Origin of the sequence: Mesorhizobium sp. M0960, assembly GCF_040319055.1 — a bacterium.
Lineage (GTDB): Bacteria > Pseudomonadota > Alphaproteobacteria > Rhizobiales > Rhizobiaceae > Mesorhizobium.
Map to the genome: position 1 here is coordinate 34,281 of NZ_JAMYNN010000001.1, position 18,959 is coordinate 53,239.

Here is an 18,959-nt window from a genome sequence, read left to right on the forward strand (position 1 = left end):
ATGCGCCTGATGCCGCCCAGCCTGCCGATGCTGCGCCGCGCGCTCGGGCAAAAGCAGTTGCGCCTGCTTCCGGCCGTGGTGGTGCTCGGGCTGCTCAGTGCGGCGCTTGAGGGGTTCGGCATCGGCCTGATCATCCCGTTGCTGAACATAATCATGGGGCAGGGGCAGACCGGCATGGCCGGCTTCTCCGCCGTCTTCCAGCATGTCGGATCGAGCCTGAGCGAGCGCGACCGGCTGATCGTCATATCGGTCGCCATCCTCGGCTCGATCGTGCTGAAGAACCTGTTCGCCTACGCCAACACGCTGCTGACCACCTTCATCTATGGCAAGGCGAGCCATTCGATCCGCAGCGCGCTGTCGGAGCAGCTGCTGCGGGTGGGCTACCCGTTCTTCCTGCAGCAAAGCCCCGGACGGCTGCTCAACATCATCTCCAACGAATCCTGGCGGGCCTCGGATGCCATCCAGATTACGCTGGGGGCAATCGTCAACGCGTCGGCCGCAATCATCCTCCTGACCTTCCTGCTGCTTTTGTCGTGGCAGATGACGCTGCTGGTCACGCTGGGACTGGCGCTGGTCCAGGTCGCGCACGCCATGCTGTCGGCCAATCTGAAGGCGCCGAGCCGCAGCGTCGCCTCCCGCAACAGCCAGCTCGCATCACAGATGCTGCATCTGGTGCATGCCGGACGGCTGATCCGCATCTTCGGCCAGGAGCAACGCGAGAAGGCGGCATTCGACCAGGCATCGGATGCAGTGCGCCGGGCGGCGTTCGTGCTTTTGACGCGTCAGGGAGCGTTGCCGCCGCTGACCGAGGTTCTGCACGCCATGCTGTTCCTGGCGGTGGTGATCGGCGCCTGGTTCGCCAATGTCAGCTTCCCGCTGATCGTCGCCTTCGTCATCCTGCTCTACAGGCTGCAGCCCTACATGCGGTCGCTGCAAATGGCCTGGAGCCAGTTGCAGGGCCTGAGCGGATCGCTTGAAGAGGTGACGTGGATGCTGGACCCATCCGGTAAGCCCGAGCCGCCGCAAGGTGACGCGGCGTTCCCCGGGCTCAGCCAAGGCATCAAGTTCGAGGACGTCACCTTTACCTATTCTGGTTCGGAACAGCGCGCGGTGGTGCTGCATGCGGCGAATTTCGACATCCGCAGCGGCCGCTCGACCGCGCTGATCGGCCGCTCTGGCGCCGGCAAGACGACGATCGTCAATCTCCTGTGCCGCTTCGTCGAACCGGATAGCGGCAGGATCCTCGTCGATGGATCGCCTCTGGACCGCATCGACCCCAGCCAATGGCGAAAGCACATCGCGCTCGCCAGCCAGGAGCTGGAGCTGGTCGACGGCACGATTTTCGACAACATTATCTACGGCCAGGACGCGGCCTCGGCCGATGACGCCGAGCGCGCGGCAAAACTGGCCGAAGCGCATGGCTTCATCGAGCAACTGCCGCAAGGCTACAGGACCGTCGTCGGCTACCGCGGCGTCAACCTCTCGGCGGGACAGCGGCAGCGGATCGCGCTGGCCAGAGCCCTGGTGCGCGATCCCGATATCCTCATCCTCGACGAAGCCACCAATGCGGTGGACGGGCTGTCGGAAGCGGCGATCGTCGAGACGCTGAAGTCGCGCGCCGGCCGCCGCACCACCATCGTCATCAGCCACCATCGCAGCACCATCTCGTTCTGCGACGACGTGGTGATCCTGAGCCACGGCCGCGTGAAAAAGCAGGCGCCCTTCGCGGCGCTCGCGACGCTCAGCATGGACGAGCTTTACCAGCACGAGGCGCTGGAGGGCTGAGGGCGCCCTCCGCTGCGTGCGCGCGCTGGGAGGTCGTCTCGGATGTCAAGCCAGGTCAAGCATCTCAGGGCGAGGAGCCCTCCGCCATGCCTCTCTGCAGGATTTCTGGGATGATGAGTGATCCCGAGCTTACCCGCTTTCGATCTGGAGCGTACAGAACCAAGGGTCCGCCTGCCAAATCCATCAATGGCAGGCGGACCCTAATCAGCGCTGAAGGGACTGATTCTGCGCCGATCTCTCCTCGAGGAGGTGACGCCATCAACTGAAGACGGGCGCAGTTGTTCCCGGCGCCGGCCGTACACGAGACCATTGCGCAGGCAGGTCAGACTTAGGTCCTATAAACGGGCATCGCTGGCTGGAGTGAACATCGGGTCTGCTCGGTGGTAGCGAAACTTCGGCCGGAGGTCGACGCAGCCATTGGGTTCCGGGGCATGGCTCGGCGCTGATCATAGGCGGCGATCGATCCCCGCACGCCTGATGGAGGGGCGCTTGCATTCCTGCGGAATGCCCATCCACCGGCGCCAAGTGAAGTTCTCCAAGCGGTACGGGCTCAGCGGTCGTCAAGCTGTTGCTAATATGCAGCACAGGCAGCGCTCTATGAACAGCGTCGCTTGGAACCGCTACCTCCGACCAACCGTTAGTGTCACAATGACGAACCAAAAAGTGAGGCTGACGATGGACCCGCTGCAAAACAACACGTTGGAGATCTGGTGTCTTGCGGCTGTTCCGCTGTCACTGCTCCTTACGGTGTTATTAGCCGGATTTATTCTTTAGCTGACCCAACGAGGCCGGCTTTGCGGACCGGGCCAGGAAGATGAAAATGACGGCCATTAGGCACGGTAGGGTCGCGGACACCCCGTGGCACCAGGCCGTGGCTGCCTTTTCCAACGTGCCCCCATAATCGGCTCTTTCGAGCGGTCCGGCTCGCGGCGATTGCTCGCGGCGCCGTGGCGATGGCGAGCATCCGAGCTCGTACGTTTTTTACACAATCTCTGATTGGTGGACTCGCCCGACGCCATCGACGTTAATTTTGCGTTAGCGACAGGAGGGGGAAGATCGCTAACGGGAGGAAGAAAATGAAAGAAAACTACGATCTGACGATCGACTACGACGACGTGCCTTACGACAACAAGCCTTACGATCTAGCCACATTCGCAAGGAAGCACGGGCTCAACATTCGAGCCGCCGAGCTTCTTCTTTTCGCCAAGGGCCCGTCTCGAGCGGCCTGCGATGCCGCGGCGAGGGCTTTTCTGGCGGCAGTCGCCGCACAAGCTATGAGACAATCGGCGCGGTAGGTCTCACAAAGCCATTGCTGACACGGCCTGCCGTGTCAGCAACCTAACGGACAGCGCTGGAAATTCCGGGCCGTTTCCAACAAGATGCCTAACATCCGGGAACGGCCTGAAATGTGCAATCTTTACAATATCACGACCAGCAGGAGGCCATTCGCCAGTGGACCCGCGCCTTGCGGGATATCCTCGGCAATCTCGAACCCTCCATCGACATCTATCCCAACCAGCCAGGCCCTGTGGTGCGCAACACGCCGGACGGCGAACGCGAATTCAATTCGCCCGTGACATTTTTGTTCCCGTTTTGTTCAATTTGACCAGAAACTAGTGGAGGCATCGCCCACATTGCAAGCGAACGCTTCGTCACTGAAAGGTTTATGCCGCTTGCGCGAGGTGCATCAGGTACGGTTCTGAACAATTTGCATACCGTGCTAAAATCCGCGGGCGACCGCGATGGGCGTCGTTACCTGCTTCTGGACGCACCATGTTCTCGTAAACTGTCCGGCGCAGAGATGCGTGGCCGCCGTCTTCGCAGGCTCAGGTTCCGTCAGGCATCCGGCGCGGCTGCCTGGCAAGCGACAACACGCCCAACGCCGCCTCAATGCTTCTTGAAATACTGCACCTCACGTTCGTGCTTCTCCGCAGCCTCGCGGCTGTCAAACGTCCCGAGATTGCGGCGCTTGCCGGTCTTTTCGTCCTTCTTGCGCGAATAGAGGCGGTATTTTCCGTCTTTGAGTTTTCTGATCATCTGTCACTCCCCGAGCCGCTGCTTCCCCTTGAGGTTGCGCGCGGCTTGTTCGATCGCCGCCCGGTCGTTGCCCAGCCTGTCGATCAGCTCCTGTGCCTGTTCGCCCGATATGCCGGTGCGCACCGCCAGGGCCTCCACCGTCAAGACGTCGGAACTCGCGAACTCGCGGGTTTCCGGCAGGGCATCGCCTGCCGTCAGCGGCAGGGCTGCCTCCCTGTCGATCTCGGCCTCAGCCCGGTGCCAGTGCCGCTCGGGATCGCCATGGATCCCGCCTTCGCGTTCCCAGATCTGGTATGCGCGCTCACGAATCTTGTCGTCCCGTTCGTCGCCCATCTTAATTCCTCCTTTGCCTGTCGGATGAACGCCGCGCCGATCCGAACGATCCAAAAAAATTGGGCATTATCCCCTTGACACAAGTACAGTCATTTCGTACAAAGGGTCATGGAAAACCCGAGCAAGTCACCGCAGTTCTCAGTTCGCAATTTCTTCGCCCGGTTCCCGGATGACGAAGCTTGCCTGCAGCACATAATGGACGTGCGCTACGGCATGAGGCACCCTTGCCGGAAGTGCCTCAACCTTTCGACATTCCACCGCATGACCGACCGCCGCGCCTTCGCTTGTTCGCATTGCGGAGACCATGTTTACCCGACCGCTGGAACGGTGTTCGAAGATACCCGTACGCCGCTGCAATCGTGGTTCTATGCGATATATCTGTTCGTCACGACACGCCACGGCGTTTCGGGAAAAGAGCTTCAGCGCCAGCTTGGCGTGACCTATAAGACCGCATGGCGGATGGGGATGAAAATCCGTGAACTGATCGGCTCGACCGAGGATTTCGACATGCTGAAAGGCCACGTCGAAATGGATGAAACCTATGTCGGTGGTTATCGCCCCGGCAAACGTGGCCGCGGCGCGGCTGGCAAGACCATTGTCATGGGCATGAAGGAACGCGACGGCGATATTCGCACCGAAGTCATTCCGAACGTGAAGATGGCTACGCTTCGTGGCGTGACCCTGCGCAACGTTGAGAAGGGCTCTGTCGTCTCGACCGACGAACTCATGTCCTATGGGTTACTAGAGGGTGACGGGTACAAGCATGGCACCGTGATGCATGGCGACAAGGTGTGGTCTACGTTCCACAACGCCACTGGCGAATTCCACTCGACAAACCATGTCGAAAGCTTCTGGAACCTGTTCAAGAATTCGGTTCGCTCGACCCACATTCACGTGTCGGCGAAGTACATGGACCGCTACCTTGCGGAATTCACTTTCCGGTCGAACCATCGCGTGATGCAGAACGCGATGCTCGATCTGATCGTGTCTCGTGTTTGATGACTTTGGAGGCCGCCCCTAAAAAAGCGGCCTCCTGAATTGGGCCGATTCCTGCCGCCTCGGCTTGGCGTATAAACTCCTCCAATCGGTCTTCGCGGATTGCTGCGGCCAAAGACAGGGTCATATCTTGATTCCTTTCGAGCGGAGCAAATCGTTGAAGTCCATATGCTGCACCTTCTCAAGACTGCACACGTCCGGAATGCGGCGCTTGTTTGCGCTTGGCTGGAAAACGTTCGCCTTTTCCATGCTTATCACCGGAAGTGCCAGCGTCTTGGCAAGAGCGATGATGGATATGTCGTTAAGGCCGACCGTCCCTTTTCGGTTCCCGTTGTACTCGGAAATTACGGACTTATGATCGACCCTCATCCGTTCAGCGTGTTCCAGGTACGCTTCCCAGTTCCAATCGCCATTGCCTATTTCCCTGATTAGGCAATGGCCATGGTCTTTGACACAGGAACCAAGCGTGCCCTTGATCGCCAGCATTTCATCATAGATTTCCGGCGTGCAGCAAAACACGCCGTCCCTTATGAGGTTTTGGACCCGATCCCACAGACCCTCATAGATATCGCCGGGCAGAGCCTCCCACGGATTGCTGATGCCGGATGTGTCCAAGCAATAGTCAGTCATTCGACATCCAGTTCGCCCGGATGTCGTTGAGGTGATCTAGGTTCCTAATCCCCATAAACTCGGCGGCGTTGTGGTTCGTGATCCGCCCGGTGTTCCATGCTTCAAGGACAAGCCCCGTGTAGAGATCGCCCTTGGAGCTGCGATAGCGAGAGCCGTAATATTTGGGCCTTCCAAAGCCCTCATATTCCTCTTCCTGCTTCACAAATTGAGGTCTTTTCACCCGCCAGTAAAACGATGGCTGCACATAGCCAAGATTGACAAGACGTATGAGGGCCGCGTGCGGGCTGACAGCGTATCGCGCTGAGACCGATGCCAGTTGCGCGTCCGCTATTGATTGGGACCCTTCCGGGAAGCTTCCCATGAAGGCGGTCACCGAATCTGCTGGCATGAGAAAGGCAGCCGCAAAGCGATTGCACCACCCTTCTACTTTCTTGAGCGAGGATCCATTTCCAAAGCGTGGGTAGCTGCTGAGAGCACTTTGTCTTAGCAGGATATGGGCAAACTCATGTACTAGCGTAAATGCTGTGCCGCCCGGCGACTCGTTGCCAAAAACGATGATTGGGAAGGTCTCGCTATAGAGACATATCCCTCGTGTTCGGACACGGCTTAGCCCGCTTTGTTTGAGGACAAGAATTCCAATCTCTTCCAGCTTTCGTCTAAGGACCGCAGGAAAGCCATCTCGATCCTTCTGAGATCGAAGGCTCGTCTGTCTCTCAATGGGGAACGCGATCCGTTCGCGGACTCGCGCCGCTGCCTTGTCAACGTCTTCCTCGATGCTGCAATACAGGTCAGATGGAAATGGAGTTGGCGGCTCTCCGATTAGGTCGAGGAGATCGAAGGCATTCAGCCTAATCTCTTCTGCCCAAGTCTGCAGTTCGACAAGGGCAGCGGCTTCAGACGAAGTCGGCGGAATTCTATGAAAGCGAAAATCGGGAGCCAGTTTCGGTTGCTGGATAGCTGGTATTTCTCTTGCGAAGAATTCAAGAAACGGTCGTCCATACATATCCGCAAGGGCTCGCGCCTGCCTAACGGTCGGCGCGTCCGGTCTCCCATCGTGCTCCCACGCAATAACCTTCTCTGGCGGCACATGCAGGCGGCGAGCCGCGTCTTCAACGCCAATGCTTACCCGCTCCCGCGCCCATCTCATGACACGCGGATTGTATGGAATCTCCCGTTTTGCTGCCGTAACCATATTGAGACTCTAGAAACCCCGCATCCTGAAAGCCACCGCTTTCTTGACAAGGTGAACGGAATTCATTAACGGCCGCCTATACGTGTCTCAAGGGGATAATGCCCAAAAAATTTGCGTGATCGTTGGTTAGCCGCTCGAGGGTGGGATCGCACAAGACACCATGCCCTTCGGTCCGCTAGCCCGCCATCCGGCGCGCCAGCCTACTCGCACTGCCGACGTGGCCCGCCGGAATACGGTTGATAGCTGTTGTCCTCCGGCCGGTACGAGCGGTAGCGGCTGAAGCAGTATTGGACGTGGTCGGATGAGAACTCGGCGCCGCCGGGTTCATCCGGTGGCGGGTAGCCCTCCACTGACGACGTATCGCTCGCCTCGACGTAGCTGCCGTCATCGGCGGCGTCGAGATAGGGCGATATGCAGGGGCGCTGTTGGCCGCTGTAGGATGTGTAGCGGTTGTCGCCTGGCCTGTAGGAGCGGTAGCGGCTGGCGCACCATTCGACATGGGCGGCGGGCAGCGTCTGCTGCTCTTCCACCGCCGGCTTGATGGAGCCGGTGGTGTCGGGTGTCGAAGCTGCGGCGGTGTCGGCGGGTTTCGAGCTGCGATCAACTTCCGAGGTGCGAACGGGAACCGGGCGGGCCGGGAGGCGCTCGAGGCGCTGCGAGGCCGGGTTTACCGGGCGCGGATCCTTGGCCCACAGTTCGGCGACGCTGGAGACCGGGGCGGGCGGCCGCACCGGCTTGGCTATCAATAGCCAGGTGGCGAATGCGAGGCCGCTGGCGAATACGGCGAGCGTCAGGACGAAGCCGCCAAAGATTGCGAACAAAGCTTTCATGCCGCGCTCCTTCGCCTCCCGGTTAAGGAAATGCGGGGGCGGGGAATCCGGTTCCAGGAAAGAGCGCGGGGGGAGAGGATTTCAAAAAAGGAAGACCCCTCTCCGTCTCGGCTTCGCCGAGCCACCTCTCCCCGCTTTGCGGGGCGAGGAACCCAAGATCGCGTAGGGGGCCTTTCAGTGCAGGCCGAATTCGCGCAGCAGTTCTTCGCGGTAGCGTACGAAGCGGCTTTCGCTGCGCTCGCGCGGGCGGGGCAGGTCGATGTCGATCAGCCGCGCCGCGCCGCCTTTCTCCTTGGGCAGGATCAGCACCCTGTCGGCCAGGTAGATCGCTTCCTCGAGGTCGTGCGTCACCATCACCATGGTGACGTTCTCCTCGCTCCAAATGCGCGCCAGTTCCTCCTGCATGCCGATCTTGGTCATCGCGTCAAGCGCGCCCAGCGGCTCGTCGAGCAGCAGGATTTCGGGCTGCACGGTCAAGGCGCGGGCGATGCCGACGCGCTGCGCCATGCCGCCCGACAGCTGCCTCGGGAAAGCATCGCCGAATTCGGCGAGGCCGACGAGCGCGATATAGAAGCGCGCCCGTTCCTCGGCCTCGGCCTTCGGCACGCCGCGCACTTCGAGGCCGAAGGCGACATTGCCGAGCACGGTCAGCCAGGGCAGCAGGCGCGGTTCCTGGAAGATCACCGCGCGCTCGGCGCCGACGCCGTGCACCGGCTTGCCGTCGATGGCGACGCCGCCGCTGTCGGCGGCCTCCAGCCCGGCAAGAATGCGCAGCAGCGTGGTCTTGCCAGATCCGCTGGCGCCGACGATGACCAGGCATTCGCCCGAGCGGATGTCGAGGTTGAGGGTCCTCAGCACGGCAAGCGAGCGCCCGCCGATGCTGAACGATTTGGACAGGTCGCGTATGCTGACCTCACCGCCGCTTGTGCTGCTCATCGCGCTCGTCTCCCAACTGCCGGTTGGCCTTGTCAGTTGGTCTTGGTTTCGCCGGGCCGGTAGAGGATGTCTGTTGCCTTCAGCTTACCCTTTGGCAGGCGACCGTCGCGCTCGAGCACGCTGACCCAGAAGTCGATGTCGCGGTCCGTCGCCTTGGCCCCCTGGCGCAGCCCGAAGCCGGTCCAGTAGCGCGCCAGCTCGCCGTTTTCGCCGCGCTTGTCGAGGATTGTCGCGAGCACCTTGCGCGCTTCGTCGGGGTTCTGCAGCGACCAGTCGGAGGCGCGCGCCGATTGCTCGACGAAATTGCGGGCGGCGTCGGGATGCGCGGCGATGAAGTCGCGCCTGAGCACGACGAAGCCGCCGGCCAGTTCGCCCAGCACGTCGGTGTCGTTGAACACGCCACGCACGCCGCCATTGTCGACCAGCGCGCCGGCAAAGGTCGCCTGCCAGTAGCCGAGCGCCGCGATGTCGACCTGGCGGGAGCGCAAGGTCTGTTCGAGTTGCGGTCCGGGCACGACGACGAGATTGGCGGCGTCCGGCGACAGGCCGACGCTGTGCAGCGCCTCGCGCACCGTGTAGTCGAGATGGGCGCCGAGCGTGTTGACGGCGATGGTCTTGCCGGCAATGTCAGCGATCGATTTGATCGGGCTGTCGTCGAGCACGTAGAAGACGCTTCGCACCTTGCCGTTGATGCCGTTGCTCGGATAGACGGCGACGAAGTCGTTGCCACCGGAAATCGAATTGATCACGGCGGCGGTTGCGGCCGAGCCGATATCGACGCTCCCGGAGGCCAGCGCAAACAGCGATTCCGGGCCGCCGCCGGAATAGCCGACATTCTCGACCTCGATACCGAGGCCTTTGAAATAGCCGAGCTCGCCGGCAAGCTCATGCGGAGAGATGCTGCCGCGGCTGGCGAGGGAGCGGAACTTGACGGGTGCCGCTTCGGCAAAGGCGAGGCGCGGCAGGCCGGCGGCGAGAAGGCCGGCGGCAAAGGGCGCGCCGGCAAGCAGGGAACGGCGAGTGATTTTCATGGTCCGGTCTTCCTTGGTTCTGGCCTGGCTTGGCCTGGTTGGGAGATGGCGAAGGGGTGGTCAGTCGACGGCATTGCTCCAGCGGCAGAGCCGCCGCTGCAGGCTGACCAGCGCCTGGTTGGCGATCAGGCCGAGGCCGGCGAGGATGACGATTGCCGCAAACATCAGCGGGATCTGGAAATTGTACTGCGCGTTCATCACCTGGAAGCCGATGCCCTTATTGGCGCCGATCATTTCGGAGGCGATCAACAGCAGCAGCGCCGTGGTGGCGCTGAGCCTCAGCCCAACGAAGATCGAGGGCACGGCACCGGGCAGCACGACGCGGCGGAAGACGGTGAGCTGCCTGGCGCCATAGACGCGGGCCATCTCCAGCAGTTTCGGATCGACCTGCTTGACGCCGCCGATGGTGTTGAGCAGCAGCGGGAACAGCGTCGCCCAGAAGATGACGAACACCTTGGAGGCTTCGCCGAGCCCAAGCAGCAGGATGAATACGGGATAGAGCGCCAGCGCCGAGGTCTGGCGGAAGACCTGCAGGATGGGATCGAGCGCGGTCTCGACCGCGCGCACCTGGCCCATGAACAGGCCAAGCGGGATGGCGACCAGCACGGCGGCCGCGAAGGCGAGACCGGCGCGCTGCAGGCTGATGGCGATGTCACCGAGCAGAGTGCCGCCGGCCAACCCCTTCCAAAGTGCCGCGACAATCATGTCGATCGGCGGCAGCACGGCCGTGTTGACCCACCCGGCGCTGCTCGACACTTGCCAGATTGCGAGGAAAGCGATGAGGGCGCCGTAGCGCGACAGGAAGCGGATGCCTGCCCGGCCGCCGAGGCGCAGGAAGTCCGTGCCCAGGCTTGTCGTGCCGTCACGCGTGCCGAGGCTGGCGGCCTGTTCGATGTGCTGCAAGGTCATCGTCTTGCCTCTCGCTTCGAGGGTAGTGGGCTTCTCGGGATTATTCGGCGGCCAGCACGGCCGAGCGGGCGGCGGTCCACGGGTTTTCAGGCCGCCTGAGGCCGAGGTTCTCGCGCAGCGTCCTGCCTTCATAGGCGGTGCGGAACAGGCCGCGGCGCTGCAGTTCGGGGATCACCAGCTCGACGAAGTCGTCGAGCCCGCCGGGCAGCCAGGGCGGCAGGATGTTGAAGCCGTCGGCGGCTTCGTTGCCGAACCATTCCTCCAACTGGTCGGCGACCTGCACTGCGCTGCCGATGACGGTGTAATGGCCGCGGGCCGTCGCCACCCATTGGTAGAGCTGGCGGATGGTGAAGTTGTGCTCGTCGGCAATCTGGCGGATCAGCGCCTGGCGGCTCTTCATGCCTTCGGTTTCCTTGCTCGGCGGCAGCGGGCCGTCGAGCGGATAGCCCCTGATGTCGAGCGTCTGGCCTGCCAGCCCGTTGAGCAGGGCGACGCCGTCTTCGGGCAGGATGAGATCGTTCAGCTGCTGGTATTTGGCGCGCGCTTCTTCTTCGGTACGGCCGACGAAGGGTGCTACGCCGGGCATGATCAGCACCTGCTCGGGATCGCGGCCGACGGCCGCCACGCGGGCCTTGATGTCGCGGTAGAATTCCTGCGCCGACGCCAGGTTCTGATGGGCGGTGAAGATGACTTCCGCCGAGTGGGCGGCGAGCTTGCGGCCGTCCTCCGATTGCCCCGCCTGCACCACCACCGGGTGCCCCTGCACAGGGCGCGGCACGTTGAGCGGACCCTTGACGCTGAAATGCGCGCCCTTGTGGTCGATGTCGTGGAGCTTGTCCTTGTCGTAGAAGCGCCCCGATTTCTTGTCGCGGATGAAGGCATCGTCCTCCCAGCTGTCCCACAGCGCCTTGACCGTCTCGACATGCTCATGCGCGCGGGTATAGCGCTCGGCGTGGGCAGGCTGGGTATCACGATTGAAATTGCGCGCGGTTTCGTCGCCGGCCGAGGTGACGACGTTCCAGCCGGCGCGGCCATTCGACAGATGATCGAGCGAGGCGAATTTGCGGGCGAGCGTGTAGGGCTCCTCGTAGGTGGTCGAGGCGGTGGCGATGAAGCCGAGATGCGTGGTGAGCGGCGCCAGCGCTGCAAACAGCGTCACTGGCTCGAAGCCGGCGATCTTGGCATTGCCGCCTTCGCGGGCGCCGAGCCCGACCGTCAGATTGTCGGCGAGGAAATAGGCGTCGAACAGGCCGCGCTCGGCGGTCAGGGCAAGCTGCTTGTGGAACTCGAAATTGGTGGCACCGTCGGCCGGCGCCTCGGGGTGACGCCAGGCGGCGATATGCTGTCCGCCGCCGGGCAGGAAAGCGCCCAGTTTGATCTGCCTGGATTTCTTGGATCTGGTCATCGCGGCGTGCTCCTGGATTGGTCGGGGAGGGGATCTCGGGTCAGTAGTGCGTTCAGGCGGCAAGGCCGACGCGATAGGGCACTCCGGTTACCCGGCATGCCTCGGCGACCGCCTGCCGGGCGCGGGCATGGATCGCGTCCGACACCAGCACGCCATTGGCAAAGTCCTTGTCGGAGGCGTAGATCGCGGTCGGCACGGTCAGCGCCTCGAAGAAGCCGAACAGCGGCCGCAGCTGGTGCTCGACGATCAGCGAATGGCGCTCGCCGCCGCCGGTCGCGGCGAGGATGACGGGCTTGCCCCTCAGCGATGACGGATCGAGCAGGTCGAAGAAATGCTTGAAAAGCCCGGTATAGCTGCCTTTGAAAGTCGGCGAGCCGGCCACCAGGATGTCGGCGCCTAGCAGCCGTTCGACGATGTTGCGCGCCGCCGGGTCGAGGTCGCCGAGGCGCCTCGCCTGCGGCAGGGACGCGCCGAGATCCTCGATGTCGAAGACGGCCGAGGCCGCGCCAATGCTTTCGGCGGCCTGTCCGACAATGTGGCTGACGAACGCCTTGGTCTTCGATGGCCGGGTCAAGTTGCCCGACAGCCCCACCACGAGCTTTTTCGACATTCCTGGCTCCCTCTCAAGCGCTCTATTTTAAGATCTTGGGTCTAGCGATCTATTTTAAGTCTAGAGATTTTGTAGAATTAAAAGAGCGAGAAAATTTCAAAAGCAGGGCGATGAGCGAACTGAGTTTGCTGCACATCGCCCGCAATTGGTTCATTCAACGCGCCGTACCGCGCTGAAAGATCGCTGCAGCGCCTGCAGCCGCGATAGCGTAGCGCGTCGGACAGAGCGCATGAACAGCCGGCCGGACATATCAGGCAAGTCGCCCTCGGGCGCTCCGGCGCGACGTCGGGGAACCATGTCCTGATGCCACGATCCTGGATGGCCTAGCGGCCCTCGGAGAGGACGCGGCGCGGGCACAGGCCAAGGTGCTGGCGTGGGGTCCGCGGCATGTGGTGAGTCAGGCCAATTTGATTCAAATCCGGCTGTGGATATTTGCTTTTGGGTAAATCGAGGCGGTCATCTTGCCGGCCGGCGGGCAACAAGGAGAAGCCTATGACAAGCGACTTTGCCGCCGCACACCTCCACCTCGAACGAGCCTGCCATTATTTGAGCGGCGAGGACGAGACGAGCCGCACGGCTCGTGCGGCTCTGGATCTCCTGATCGATGCAATTGTCGCGGCACAATACAAGCGGCCCACGGGCGACGTTGTGGAATTTCCAAGACCGGCAAAGTTGGGACAATCCGCAAGCGGGAACGAGTAATCCAACCGGCGGCATCCCTTTGCTTCCGCCTGATCACATGAACCAGGTTGCCACCAGGCCGATCGTCGCCGAGAAAATAGCGGCGGTCGTTGCCCAACCGAGTATGTTGGTGCTGCGGCTGTTCACCTGGTCGCCCATGATCCTGCGGTTGTTCGTCATCAGCATGATGAGCAGCAGCAAGGGCGGCGTCGAGAAGCCTTGAACGATGCCGGACCAGACCAGCGCCTTCATCGGATTGAAGCCAAGGAAGTTGAGGCCGGCGGCGATCGCGGTAAAAAATCCGATGGCGAGATAAAATTTGGGCGCCTCTCGAGCCCGGGCGTGCAGGCTGTTTTTCCAGCCGATGGCTTGCGCCACATCATAGGCAGCGCCGGTGGTCATGACAGGAACCGCGAGGAAACCGACGCCAATCACGCCTGCGGCGAACAGAACGCTTGCGGCCTGGCCGGCGAGCGGCCGCAGCGCCTCCGCCGCCTGCGCGGCCGTGTCGATATCGTGGTGGCCCGCCTTGTAGAGCGTAGCACCCGTCGACAGGATGATGAAATACATGATGAGATTTGAAAACATCATGCCGATGAGGATGTCCCGGCGAGAGCGACGGAGTTCGCTGTCGGTGGCGCCCTTCCTTTCCCTGAGCGTTGTCCGCCCCTGGGCAATCTCCTCCTCGACCTCCTCATTGGACTGCCACGTGTAGAGATAGGCGGACAGCGTCGTGCCGATGATGGCGACCAGGATCGACAGGAACTCACGGTTGAATTCGATCCTGGGGAGCAGCGTCCCGCGCAGCACCGCCGCGGCGTCCGGCTTGGCCAGAATGGCGGCACCGACATAGGCGAGCAGCGCCAGCGCCAGCCAGCGAAAGATGTTGCGGATCAAAGTATAGGAGCCGAAGACCTGGAGGGCGAAGATGAGGGCGGCGACGAACAGCACGATCAGCGGAATGGGAAGCGGCACGAATATGTTGATCGCCGCGGCCATTCCACCGAGATCCGCCGCTGCCTCGATGGTGTTGCCGACGAGCACACCCAAAAGCACCGACCAGAGCAGCCACCGCGGGTAAAAGTCCTTGATGACGTGGAACAATCCGCGCCCCGATACCTGGCCGAGCTTCGACGACAGGTAGACGACCGCGTACATCATCGGCAACGTCACCGGAGCCGTCCAAAGCAGGTCGGGTCCGAAACGGGCGCCGGCGCTGGCATAGGTGCCTATCGCGGAACAATCGTCGTCGGCCGCCCCTGTTATCAGGCCGAGGCCGAGCGCGCGGCCTATGCCGCCTTTACCCTCCTCCGGTGGGGTGGAACGATCGGAACCGGCCTGCCTCATTGCGATCGGACCGGGTTGGGAACGAAGGGCGCGGCCTGCCATGCAACAATGCTAACGATCGGTCGGCGCGCTGGTCTCATTTTGCTTCCTTCAACAACTTGCCCAAACCCGGCGCGCCATGACTTGTTCCTCGACGACGGGGCAGGGATTTTGCCTCAGGCAAAAAAGTTCGGGTTGACCGCTTCCGAACGCGAAGCGACTATCCGCGCGAGGCGAAGATCGCAGGAGGAAGTGCAATGGACGAGCCCGATCAGTGGCGCCACATGTCGAGCGCGCCAAGGGACGGCAGCAGAATCCTTGTCACGGTTCGGCCTTCCGAACAGGGGCCGGCCGAGGTCGACATGGCTTACTGGGCCCGCGCCGATCAGTTCGGCAGCGAAGGCTGGCGCGCTTCCGATTCGTCTCCAGGACGCATCGTCGAATATGCCGAACCCGAACTGAAGTGCTGGATGCCGCTGCCGTCGGCCAATCTCAGCAAAGGCTCAATGCCGAGCCCGTGGGAAGGCGAAGATGTGCCGCTGGTGGATGGCTCGGGGATATGAAAGGGCCGAATGCCCAGGACCTCCAAGAGCCGATGTCCACGGCCACCCGCATTCGCCAAAAGTGCGCGCAAGCTGACCGCGGCGGTCCGGAAATCGAACCCCTGGATCATTGACGCCCGGCGGGCCCGCTGGTTCTCAAGATAGCGCGCGAGCGCAATGTCGTGGCGCAGTGGCCCGCCGCGCGGCTGCGGGTCCTGCCTTGAATCATCATGCCAGATGGGCCATTCCGTCGGGGGTAGCACAGCGTCCTCCTGAGATACCAGTCTCCCGACACTTGTCTTCCCTGCGTCGTGAGAAACGCGGTGGAGCCAGCGTGAAGGATTCGTGAAAAACACCAGGCCGGGCGAAATGACGGTTGAAATAGAGGCAAGTACAGGAAAGGATCGCAAAGAAGCTGTGGCTGTGGCGGATCCGATGGCGCACCCTCATCTCTGTCTGTTAGGCGGCTTTGACTTTGCCGGAGGAGCGGTGGCCCCGGTTTTCAGCCGCAAGGCTCGCGCCATGCTGGCTTATCTCGCCCTGCAATCCGGACACTCCCAATCGCGCGAGAAGCTCGCCGCGCTTTTGTGGGGCGGCAACAGCCAAACCCAGGCCCGAATGAACCTTCGACAGGCCCTATCCGCCATAAGGAAAGGAATGGGCGCATCCGATGGCGAAAGGTTTCTGAGCGACGGCGACAGCATTACGCTCAATCTCGACGATCTTGATTTCGACGTCGCGCGGTTCGAGTCGCTGGCCGCCGGCTCCGACCCGGAGCAACTCGAGCAAGCGCTCGTCGTCTATCGTGGCGACCTCCTGGACGGGTTCGGCCTGAAGGAGGAGCCGTTCGAAGATTGGCTCAGAGTGGAGCGCGAGCGATTGAGGGCAATCGCAACCATCGTGCTGGAGAAGCTCGTCGCGCACTATTCGGCAACGAATGATCTTCCATCATGCCTGCGGGCGGCGGTGCGCCTGCTGGCTTTGGAGCCCTTACGGGAGGATATCCACCGAGCCCTGATGCGGACCTATGCCGCCCAGGGCCGCTTTAACCTCGCGCTGAAACAGTATGAGCGCTGCCGTGATGTGCTGCAACTGCAGCTCCGCTTGCAGCCCGAGCCGGAGACCCGGCAACTCTATGATGACCTGCGGACGCGCCGCGTGACGCCGCAAGCCGCTACCCGGATAGCCGCCTCGGTGTCGCCTTCCCAGACACCGCCAACGTCGGCAGCCCGAACAGGTGAGCGGCCGGCGTCCCGGGCCGAGCCGATGCGCCCCGCGACCCACTATGTCAAATCGGCCGGAATCAACATCGCCTATCAGGTAACCGGCGACGGGCCGGTCGACCTGATCTATGTGCCTGGGTGGGTCTCCAATCTCGACCTTGCCTGGTCATCGCCGCGGCTGGCGCATATGCTCCAGCGTCTCGGTTCCTTTGCCCGCCTGATCCGTATGGACAAGCGAGGCACCGGACTGTCCGATCGCAATGTTGGTTTGCCAACGCTGGAAGAGCGGATGGAAGACATGCGAGCGGTGTTGGATGCGGTCGGATCAAAGCGAACGGTTCTGTTCGGCAGCTCCGAAGGGGGGCCCATGTGCATGCTTTTCGCGGCGACCTATCCCGAACGAACAGCGGCTGTCGTGCTCAACGGAACCTATGCCAGCGGCCGATGGTCGCCGGATTATCCATGGGCAAGGACAAGCGAGCAGGTAGAAGAAGATCTGACCGCCGTCGAGAGACAGTGGGGGGAGCCGGCGGACATGAGCAACGCCGCGCCCAGCCTGATGAACGACAGTTTCGAGAGAGAATGGTTCGCCGCCTATCTTAGGAATTCAGCCTCGCCTGCCGACGCGGTCGCGCTCTGGCGCTGGGGCACTGAAATCGATGTTCGCGCCCTTCTCCCAACCGTTCACGTCCCGACACTGATCGTGCAGACGGCGGGCGACCGCTGGGTAAAACCGGAAGAGGGGCGCTACCTGGCAACGCATATCGAAGGCGCCAGATACATTGAGCTTGCCGGCCGTGATCACGTAATCTGGGGGGAGAATTCCGATCGTTTGGTCGACGAGATCCAGGCTTTTGTCACCGGCTCGCTGCCGGCAACGTCGAGCGAGCGCGTGCTTGTGACGGTGCTGCACATGGAAATCGTCGGGTTGCCGCCGGCTCCCGTCAACGCTAGCGACCGGGCGCGGCGCGATCTGATGCAGCGACACGACGACGAGATACGCAACGAATTGCATCTTGCTAACGGTCAGGAAATCAGCCGCACCGGAAACGGGTTTCTCGCGGTATTTCTGCGACCAACGCGGGCGATCCAATGTGCAATCGCGGTCCGTCGTCGAATGAAGAGGTTAGACCTTCAGGTTCGCGCGGCAGTCCATATTGGCGAATGCGAAAGGCGCGGAGACGACTTCACCGGTGTTGCAATTCAACTGGCATCACATCTGCTCGACGTTGCCGGACCGGGCGAGATCATCGCGTCGCGCACGGTTCGTGATCTCGTGGCCGGTTCCGGCCTGGCTTTTGAAGAGCATGGCGAGATGGAGCTTGCAGGTGTTCCCGGCAGCCTGCAGCTTTTTTCCGTCAGTGAACCGGCTGCCTGAGGTCCCGCTGGGTTGGGATATGAGCCGGAGAGTTCAATAGGCCGGCGGGACAGCGCCCCCCTCTGTCCTGCCGGACATCTCCCCCACAAGGGGGGAGATCGGCAGCTTCACTGTCGGCCCTCAGAACAGGAATGCGGCTGTAGCGGGGTTCGGGCCGGAGCGGCCGTCGGGCGAATCCATGCCCCGAATGAGCTCGAGGTCCTTCGCTTCCAGCTCGAAATCGAAGACATCGAAATTGGCGGCGATGCGGTCCTGGTGGATCGACTTTGGAATAACGATCAGCCCTTCCTGAAGATGCCACCTGACGATCGTCTGCGCCAGCGACTTGCCGTGTTTCCTGGCAATGCTTTCAAGCGTCGGATCGTTCAACAGCCGGCCGCTGCCCAGCGGGCTCCAGCTTTCGATGCGGATGTTGTGCCTGTCATGAAATTCGCGTTTGTCACGCTGCTGGAAGCGGGGGTGGAGCTCGATCTGGTTGACGGTCGGCGTGACACCGGTCTCGCCGATGATCCGTTCGAGATGGTCCTGGTTGAAGTTCGAAACGCCGATCGACTTGATCCGGCCTGATTGCCTGAGTTCGACCAGCGTCTTCCAGGCTTCGACATATCTGTCCTGGCTGGGCACCGGCCAGTGGATCAGGAACAGGTCGATCTGCTCGATGCCGAGCTTGCTCATCGTCTCGTCGAAGGCGCGCAAGGCGGCGTCGCGCTGATGCGCGCCGTTGCGCAGTTTCGAGGTGATGAACAACTCGCTTCTCGGCACGCCGGCCGAGCGGATTGCCTGCCCGACACCTTCCTCGTTCTGATAGCCTTCGGCGGTGTCGATCAGTCTGTAGCCGGCCTCGATTCCCCAGCGCACTACCTTGGCGGTGATGGCTGGATCGACCTGCCACACGCCGAGGCCGATTTGCGGAATGGCGGAGCCGTCGTTCAATCTGATCTGTTCAGGTCTATTCAGGGTAATCTGTTCAGGCATGTTCAGGTCCTTCTGCATCGTTCCGCCCGGCGCAGGCTCTATCTAGTCCGGATGGCCGGCAAAGCCAGTCGATATCAGGAGAATGTGAGGAGACGGACGTGAAGCGCTGATCTCGATGTCCGTTCGGGCCGACAGCGTTC

Annotated in this window: 17 protein-coding genes and 1 pseudogene; 6 read left to right on the forward strand and 12 right to left on the reverse strand. The window is 62.0% G+C overall.

All coding sequences use genetic code 11. The annotated features are described in order from the left end of the window. From NKH63_RS00175 to NKH63_RS00185, 3 genes and pseudogenes are all read left to right on the forward strand, one after another. The gene (locus NKH63_RS00175; RefSeq protein ID WP_502895814.1) at window positions 1–1,785 is read left to right on the forward strand and encodes an ABC transporter ATP-binding protein; all 1,785 of its coding nucleotides are present in this window, start codon (window positions 1–3) and stop codon (window positions 1,783–1,785) included. 1,076 nt (window positions 1,786–2,861) lie between these two features. Beyond that, on the forward strand, window positions 2,862–3,080 hold the full coding sequence (locus NKH63_RS00180) for a hypothetical protein (protein ID WP_051409764.1): 219 nt from the start codon (window positions 2,862–2,864) through the stop codon (window positions 3,078–3,080). 111 nt (window positions 3,081–3,191) lie between these two features. Further along, window positions 3,192–3,346 (forward strand): annotated as a pseudogene (locus NKH63_RS00185) (SOS response-associated peptidase); the annotation flags it as partial. 326 nt (window positions 3,347–3,672) lie between these two features. Here NKH63_RS00185 and NKH63_RS00190 read toward each other — a convergent pair. After that, the gene (locus tag NKH63_RS00190; protein WP_023722376.1) at window positions 3,673–3,822 is read right to left on the reverse strand and encodes a hypothetical protein; all 150 of its coding nucleotides are present in this window, start codon (window positions 3,820–3,822) and stop codon (window positions 3,673–3,675) included. Between the two features lie 3 nt (window positions 3,823–3,825). Next, the gene (locus tag NKH63_RS00195) at window positions 3,826–4,155 is read right to left on the reverse strand and encodes a DUF2934 domain-containing protein (RefSeq protein WP_023722375.1); all 330 of its coding nucleotides are present in this window, start codon (window positions 4,153–4,155) and stop codon (window positions 3,826–3,828) included. A gap of 108 nt (window positions 4,156–4,263) precedes the next feature. Here NKH63_RS00195 and NKH63_RS00200 point away from each other — a divergent pair, with 108 nt between their 5' ends. Next, window positions 4,264–5,154: an IS1595 family transposase gene (locus tag NKH63_RS00200; protein WP_352481687.1), complete on the forward strand. Its 891-nt coding sequence runs from the start codon at window positions 4,264–4,266 to the stop codon at window positions 5,152–5,154. Window positions 5,155–5,274: 120 nt separating this feature from the next. Here NKH63_RS00200 and NKH63_RS00205 read toward each other — a convergent pair whose 3' ends face one another. The 9 genes from NKH63_RS00205 to NKH63_RS00245 all read right to left on the reverse strand — a co-directional run bounded on the left by NKH63_RS00205 (window position 5,275) and on the right by NKH63_RS00245 (window position 14,722). After that, a complete protein-coding gene (locus tag NKH63_RS00205; protein WP_352481686.1) occupies window positions 5,275–5,781 on the reverse strand; it encodes a DUF4411 family protein in 507 nt (168 codons plus the stop codon). After that, on the reverse strand, window positions 5,774–6,973 hold the full coding sequence (locus NKH63_RS00210; RefSeq protein ID WP_352481685.1) for an XRE family transcriptional regulator: 1,200 nt from the start codon (window positions 6,971–6,973) through the stop codon (window positions 5,774–5,776). Before NKH63_RS00210 ends, NKH63_RS00205 begins: the two co-directional genes overlap by 8 nt. A gap of 200 nt (window positions 6,974–7,173) precedes the next feature. Beyond that, window positions 7,174–7,803 (reverse strand): BA14K family protein, encoded by a 630-nt coding sequence (locus NKH63_RS00215; protein ID WP_023722374.1) that lies wholly within the window; start codon window positions 7,801–7,803, stop codon window positions 7,174–7,176. 174 nt (window positions 7,804–7,977) lie between these two features. After that, on the reverse strand, window positions 7,978–8,739 hold the full coding sequence (locus NKH63_RS00220; RefSeq protein ID WP_023722373.1) for an ABC transporter ATP-binding protein: 762 nt from the start codon (window positions 8,737–8,739) through the stop codon (window positions 7,978–7,980). Window positions 8,740–8,771: 32 nt separating this feature from the next. Continuing rightward, the gene (locus NKH63_RS00225; RefSeq protein WP_352481684.1) at window positions 8,772–9,770 is read right to left on the reverse strand and encodes an ABC transporter substrate-binding protein; all 999 of its coding nucleotides are present in this window, start codon (window positions 9,768–9,770) and stop codon (window positions 8,772–8,774) included. 60 nt (window positions 9,771–9,830) lie between these two features. Beyond that, window positions 9,831–10,679 carry an ABC transporter permease gene (locus NKH63_RS00230; RefSeq protein WP_023722371.1) on the reverse strand — a complete coding sequence of 283 codons (849 nt, stop codon included), beginning with the start codon at window positions 10,677–10,679 and terminating at the stop codon, window positions 9,831–9,833. Between the two features lie 40 nt (window positions 10,680–10,719). Beyond that, complete coding sequence (locus NKH63_RS00235) at window positions 10,720–12,084, reverse strand: LLM class flavin-dependent oxidoreductase (RefSeq protein ID WP_352481683.1); 1,365 nt, start codon at window positions 12,082–12,084, stop codon at window positions 10,720–10,722. 52 nt (window positions 12,085–12,136) lie between these two features. Further along, window positions 12,137–12,694 carry an FMN reductase gene (msuE, locus tag NKH63_RS00240; protein ID WP_023722369.1) on the reverse strand — a complete coding sequence of 186 codons (558 nt, stop codon included), beginning with the start codon at window positions 12,692–12,694 and terminating at the stop codon, window positions 12,137–12,139. A gap of 735 nt (window positions 12,695–13,429) precedes the next feature. Beyond that, window positions 13,430–14,722 carry an Nramp family divalent metal transporter gene (locus tag NKH63_RS00245; protein WP_023722368.1) on the reverse strand — a complete coding sequence of 431 codons (1,293 nt, stop codon included), beginning with the start codon at window positions 14,720–14,722 and terminating at the stop codon, window positions 13,430–13,432. 236 nt (window positions 14,723–14,958) lie between these two features. On the opposite strand from NKH63_RS00245, the gene NKH63_RS00250 reads away from it, so the two are divergent. Then, on the forward strand, window positions 14,959–15,264 hold the full coding sequence (locus tag NKH63_RS00250; protein WP_023722367.1) for a hypothetical protein: 306 nt from the start codon (window positions 14,959–14,961) through the stop codon (window positions 15,262–15,264). A 324-nt stretch (window positions 15,265–15,588) separates the two neighbouring features. Beyond that, window positions 15,589–17,844, forward strand: coding sequence for an alpha/beta fold hydrolase (locus NKH63_RS00255; RefSeq protein ID WP_352481681.1), 2,256 nt, complete (start codon window positions 15,589–15,591; stop codon window positions 17,842–17,844). Between the two features lie 120 nt (window positions 17,845–17,964). On the opposite strand, the gene NKH63_RS00260 is transcribed toward NKH63_RS00255, so the two are convergent. Further along, entirely contained in the window at window positions 17,965–18,819 is an 855-nt protein-coding gene (locus NKH63_RS00260) for an aldo/keto reductase (RefSeq protein WP_031195088.1), read from the reverse strand. Window positions 18,820–18,959 lie beyond the last annotated feature (140 nt).

Excerpts from the sequence above, each read along its gene's own strand:
- msuE (WP_023722369.1), bottom strand. The coding sequence starts at position 12,694 with ATGTCGAAAAAGCTCGTGGTGGGGCTGTCGGGCAACTTGACCCGGCCA.
- NKH63_RS00245 (WP_023722368.1), bottom strand. The coding sequence starts at position 14,722 with ATGAGGCAGGCCGGTTCCGATCGTTCCACCCCACCGGAGGAGGGTAAA.
- NKH63_RS00225 (WP_352481684.1), bottom strand. The coding sequence starts at position 9,770 with ATGAAAATCACTCGCCGTTCCCTGCTTGCCGGCGCGCCCTTTGCCGCC.
- NKH63_RS00260 (WP_031195088.1), bottom strand. The coding sequence starts at position 18,819 with ATGCCTGAACAGATTACCCTGAATAGACCTGAACAGATCAGATTGAAC.
- NKH63_RS00190 (WP_023722376.1), bottom strand. The coding sequence starts at position 3,822 with ATGATCAGAAAACTCAAAGACGGAAAATACCGCCTCTATTCGCGCAAG.
- NKH63_RS00235 (WP_352481683.1), bottom strand. The coding sequence starts at position 12,084 with ATGACCAGATCCAAGAAATCCAGGCAGATCAAACTGGGCGCTTTCCTG.
- NKH63_RS00180 (WP_051409764.1), top strand. The coding sequence starts at position 2,862 with ATGAAAGAAAACTACGATCTGACGATCGACTACGACGACGTGCCTTAC.
- NKH63_RS00205 (WP_352481686.1), bottom strand. The coding sequence starts at position 5,781 with ATGACTGACTATTGCTTGGACACATCCGGCATCAGCAATCCGTGGGAG.
- NKH63_RS00220 (WP_023722373.1), bottom strand. The coding sequence starts at position 8,739 with ATGAGCAGCACAAGCGGCGGTGAGGTCAGCATACGCGACCTGTCCAAA.
- NKH63_RS00175 (WP_502895814.1), top strand. The coding sequence starts at position 1 with ATGCGCCTGATGCCGCCCAGCCTGCCGATGCTGCGCCGCGCGCTCGGG.
- NKH63_RS00230 (WP_023722371.1), bottom strand. The coding sequence starts at position 10,679 with ATGACCTTGCAGCACATCGAACAGGCCGCCAGCCTCGGCACGCGTGAC.
- NKH63_RS00250 (WP_023722367.1), top strand. The coding sequence starts at position 14,959 with ATGGACGAGCCCGATCAGTGGCGCCACATGTCGAGCGCGCCAAGGGAC.
- NKH63_RS00195 (WP_023722375.1), bottom strand. The coding sequence starts at position 4,155 with ATGGGCGACGAACGGGACGACAAGATTCGTGAGCGCGCATACCAGATC.
- NKH63_RS00215 (WP_023722374.1), bottom strand. The coding sequence starts at position 7,803 with ATGAAAGCTTTGTTCGCAATCTTTGGCGGCTTCGTCCTGACGCTCGCC.
- NKH63_RS00210 (WP_352481685.1), bottom strand. The coding sequence starts at position 6,973 with ATGGTTACGGCAGCAAAACGGGAGATTCCATACAATCCGCGTGTCATG.
- NKH63_RS00200 (WP_352481687.1), top strand. The coding sequence starts at position 4,264 with ATGGAAAACCCGAGCAAGTCACCGCAGTTCTCAGTTCGCAATTTCTTC.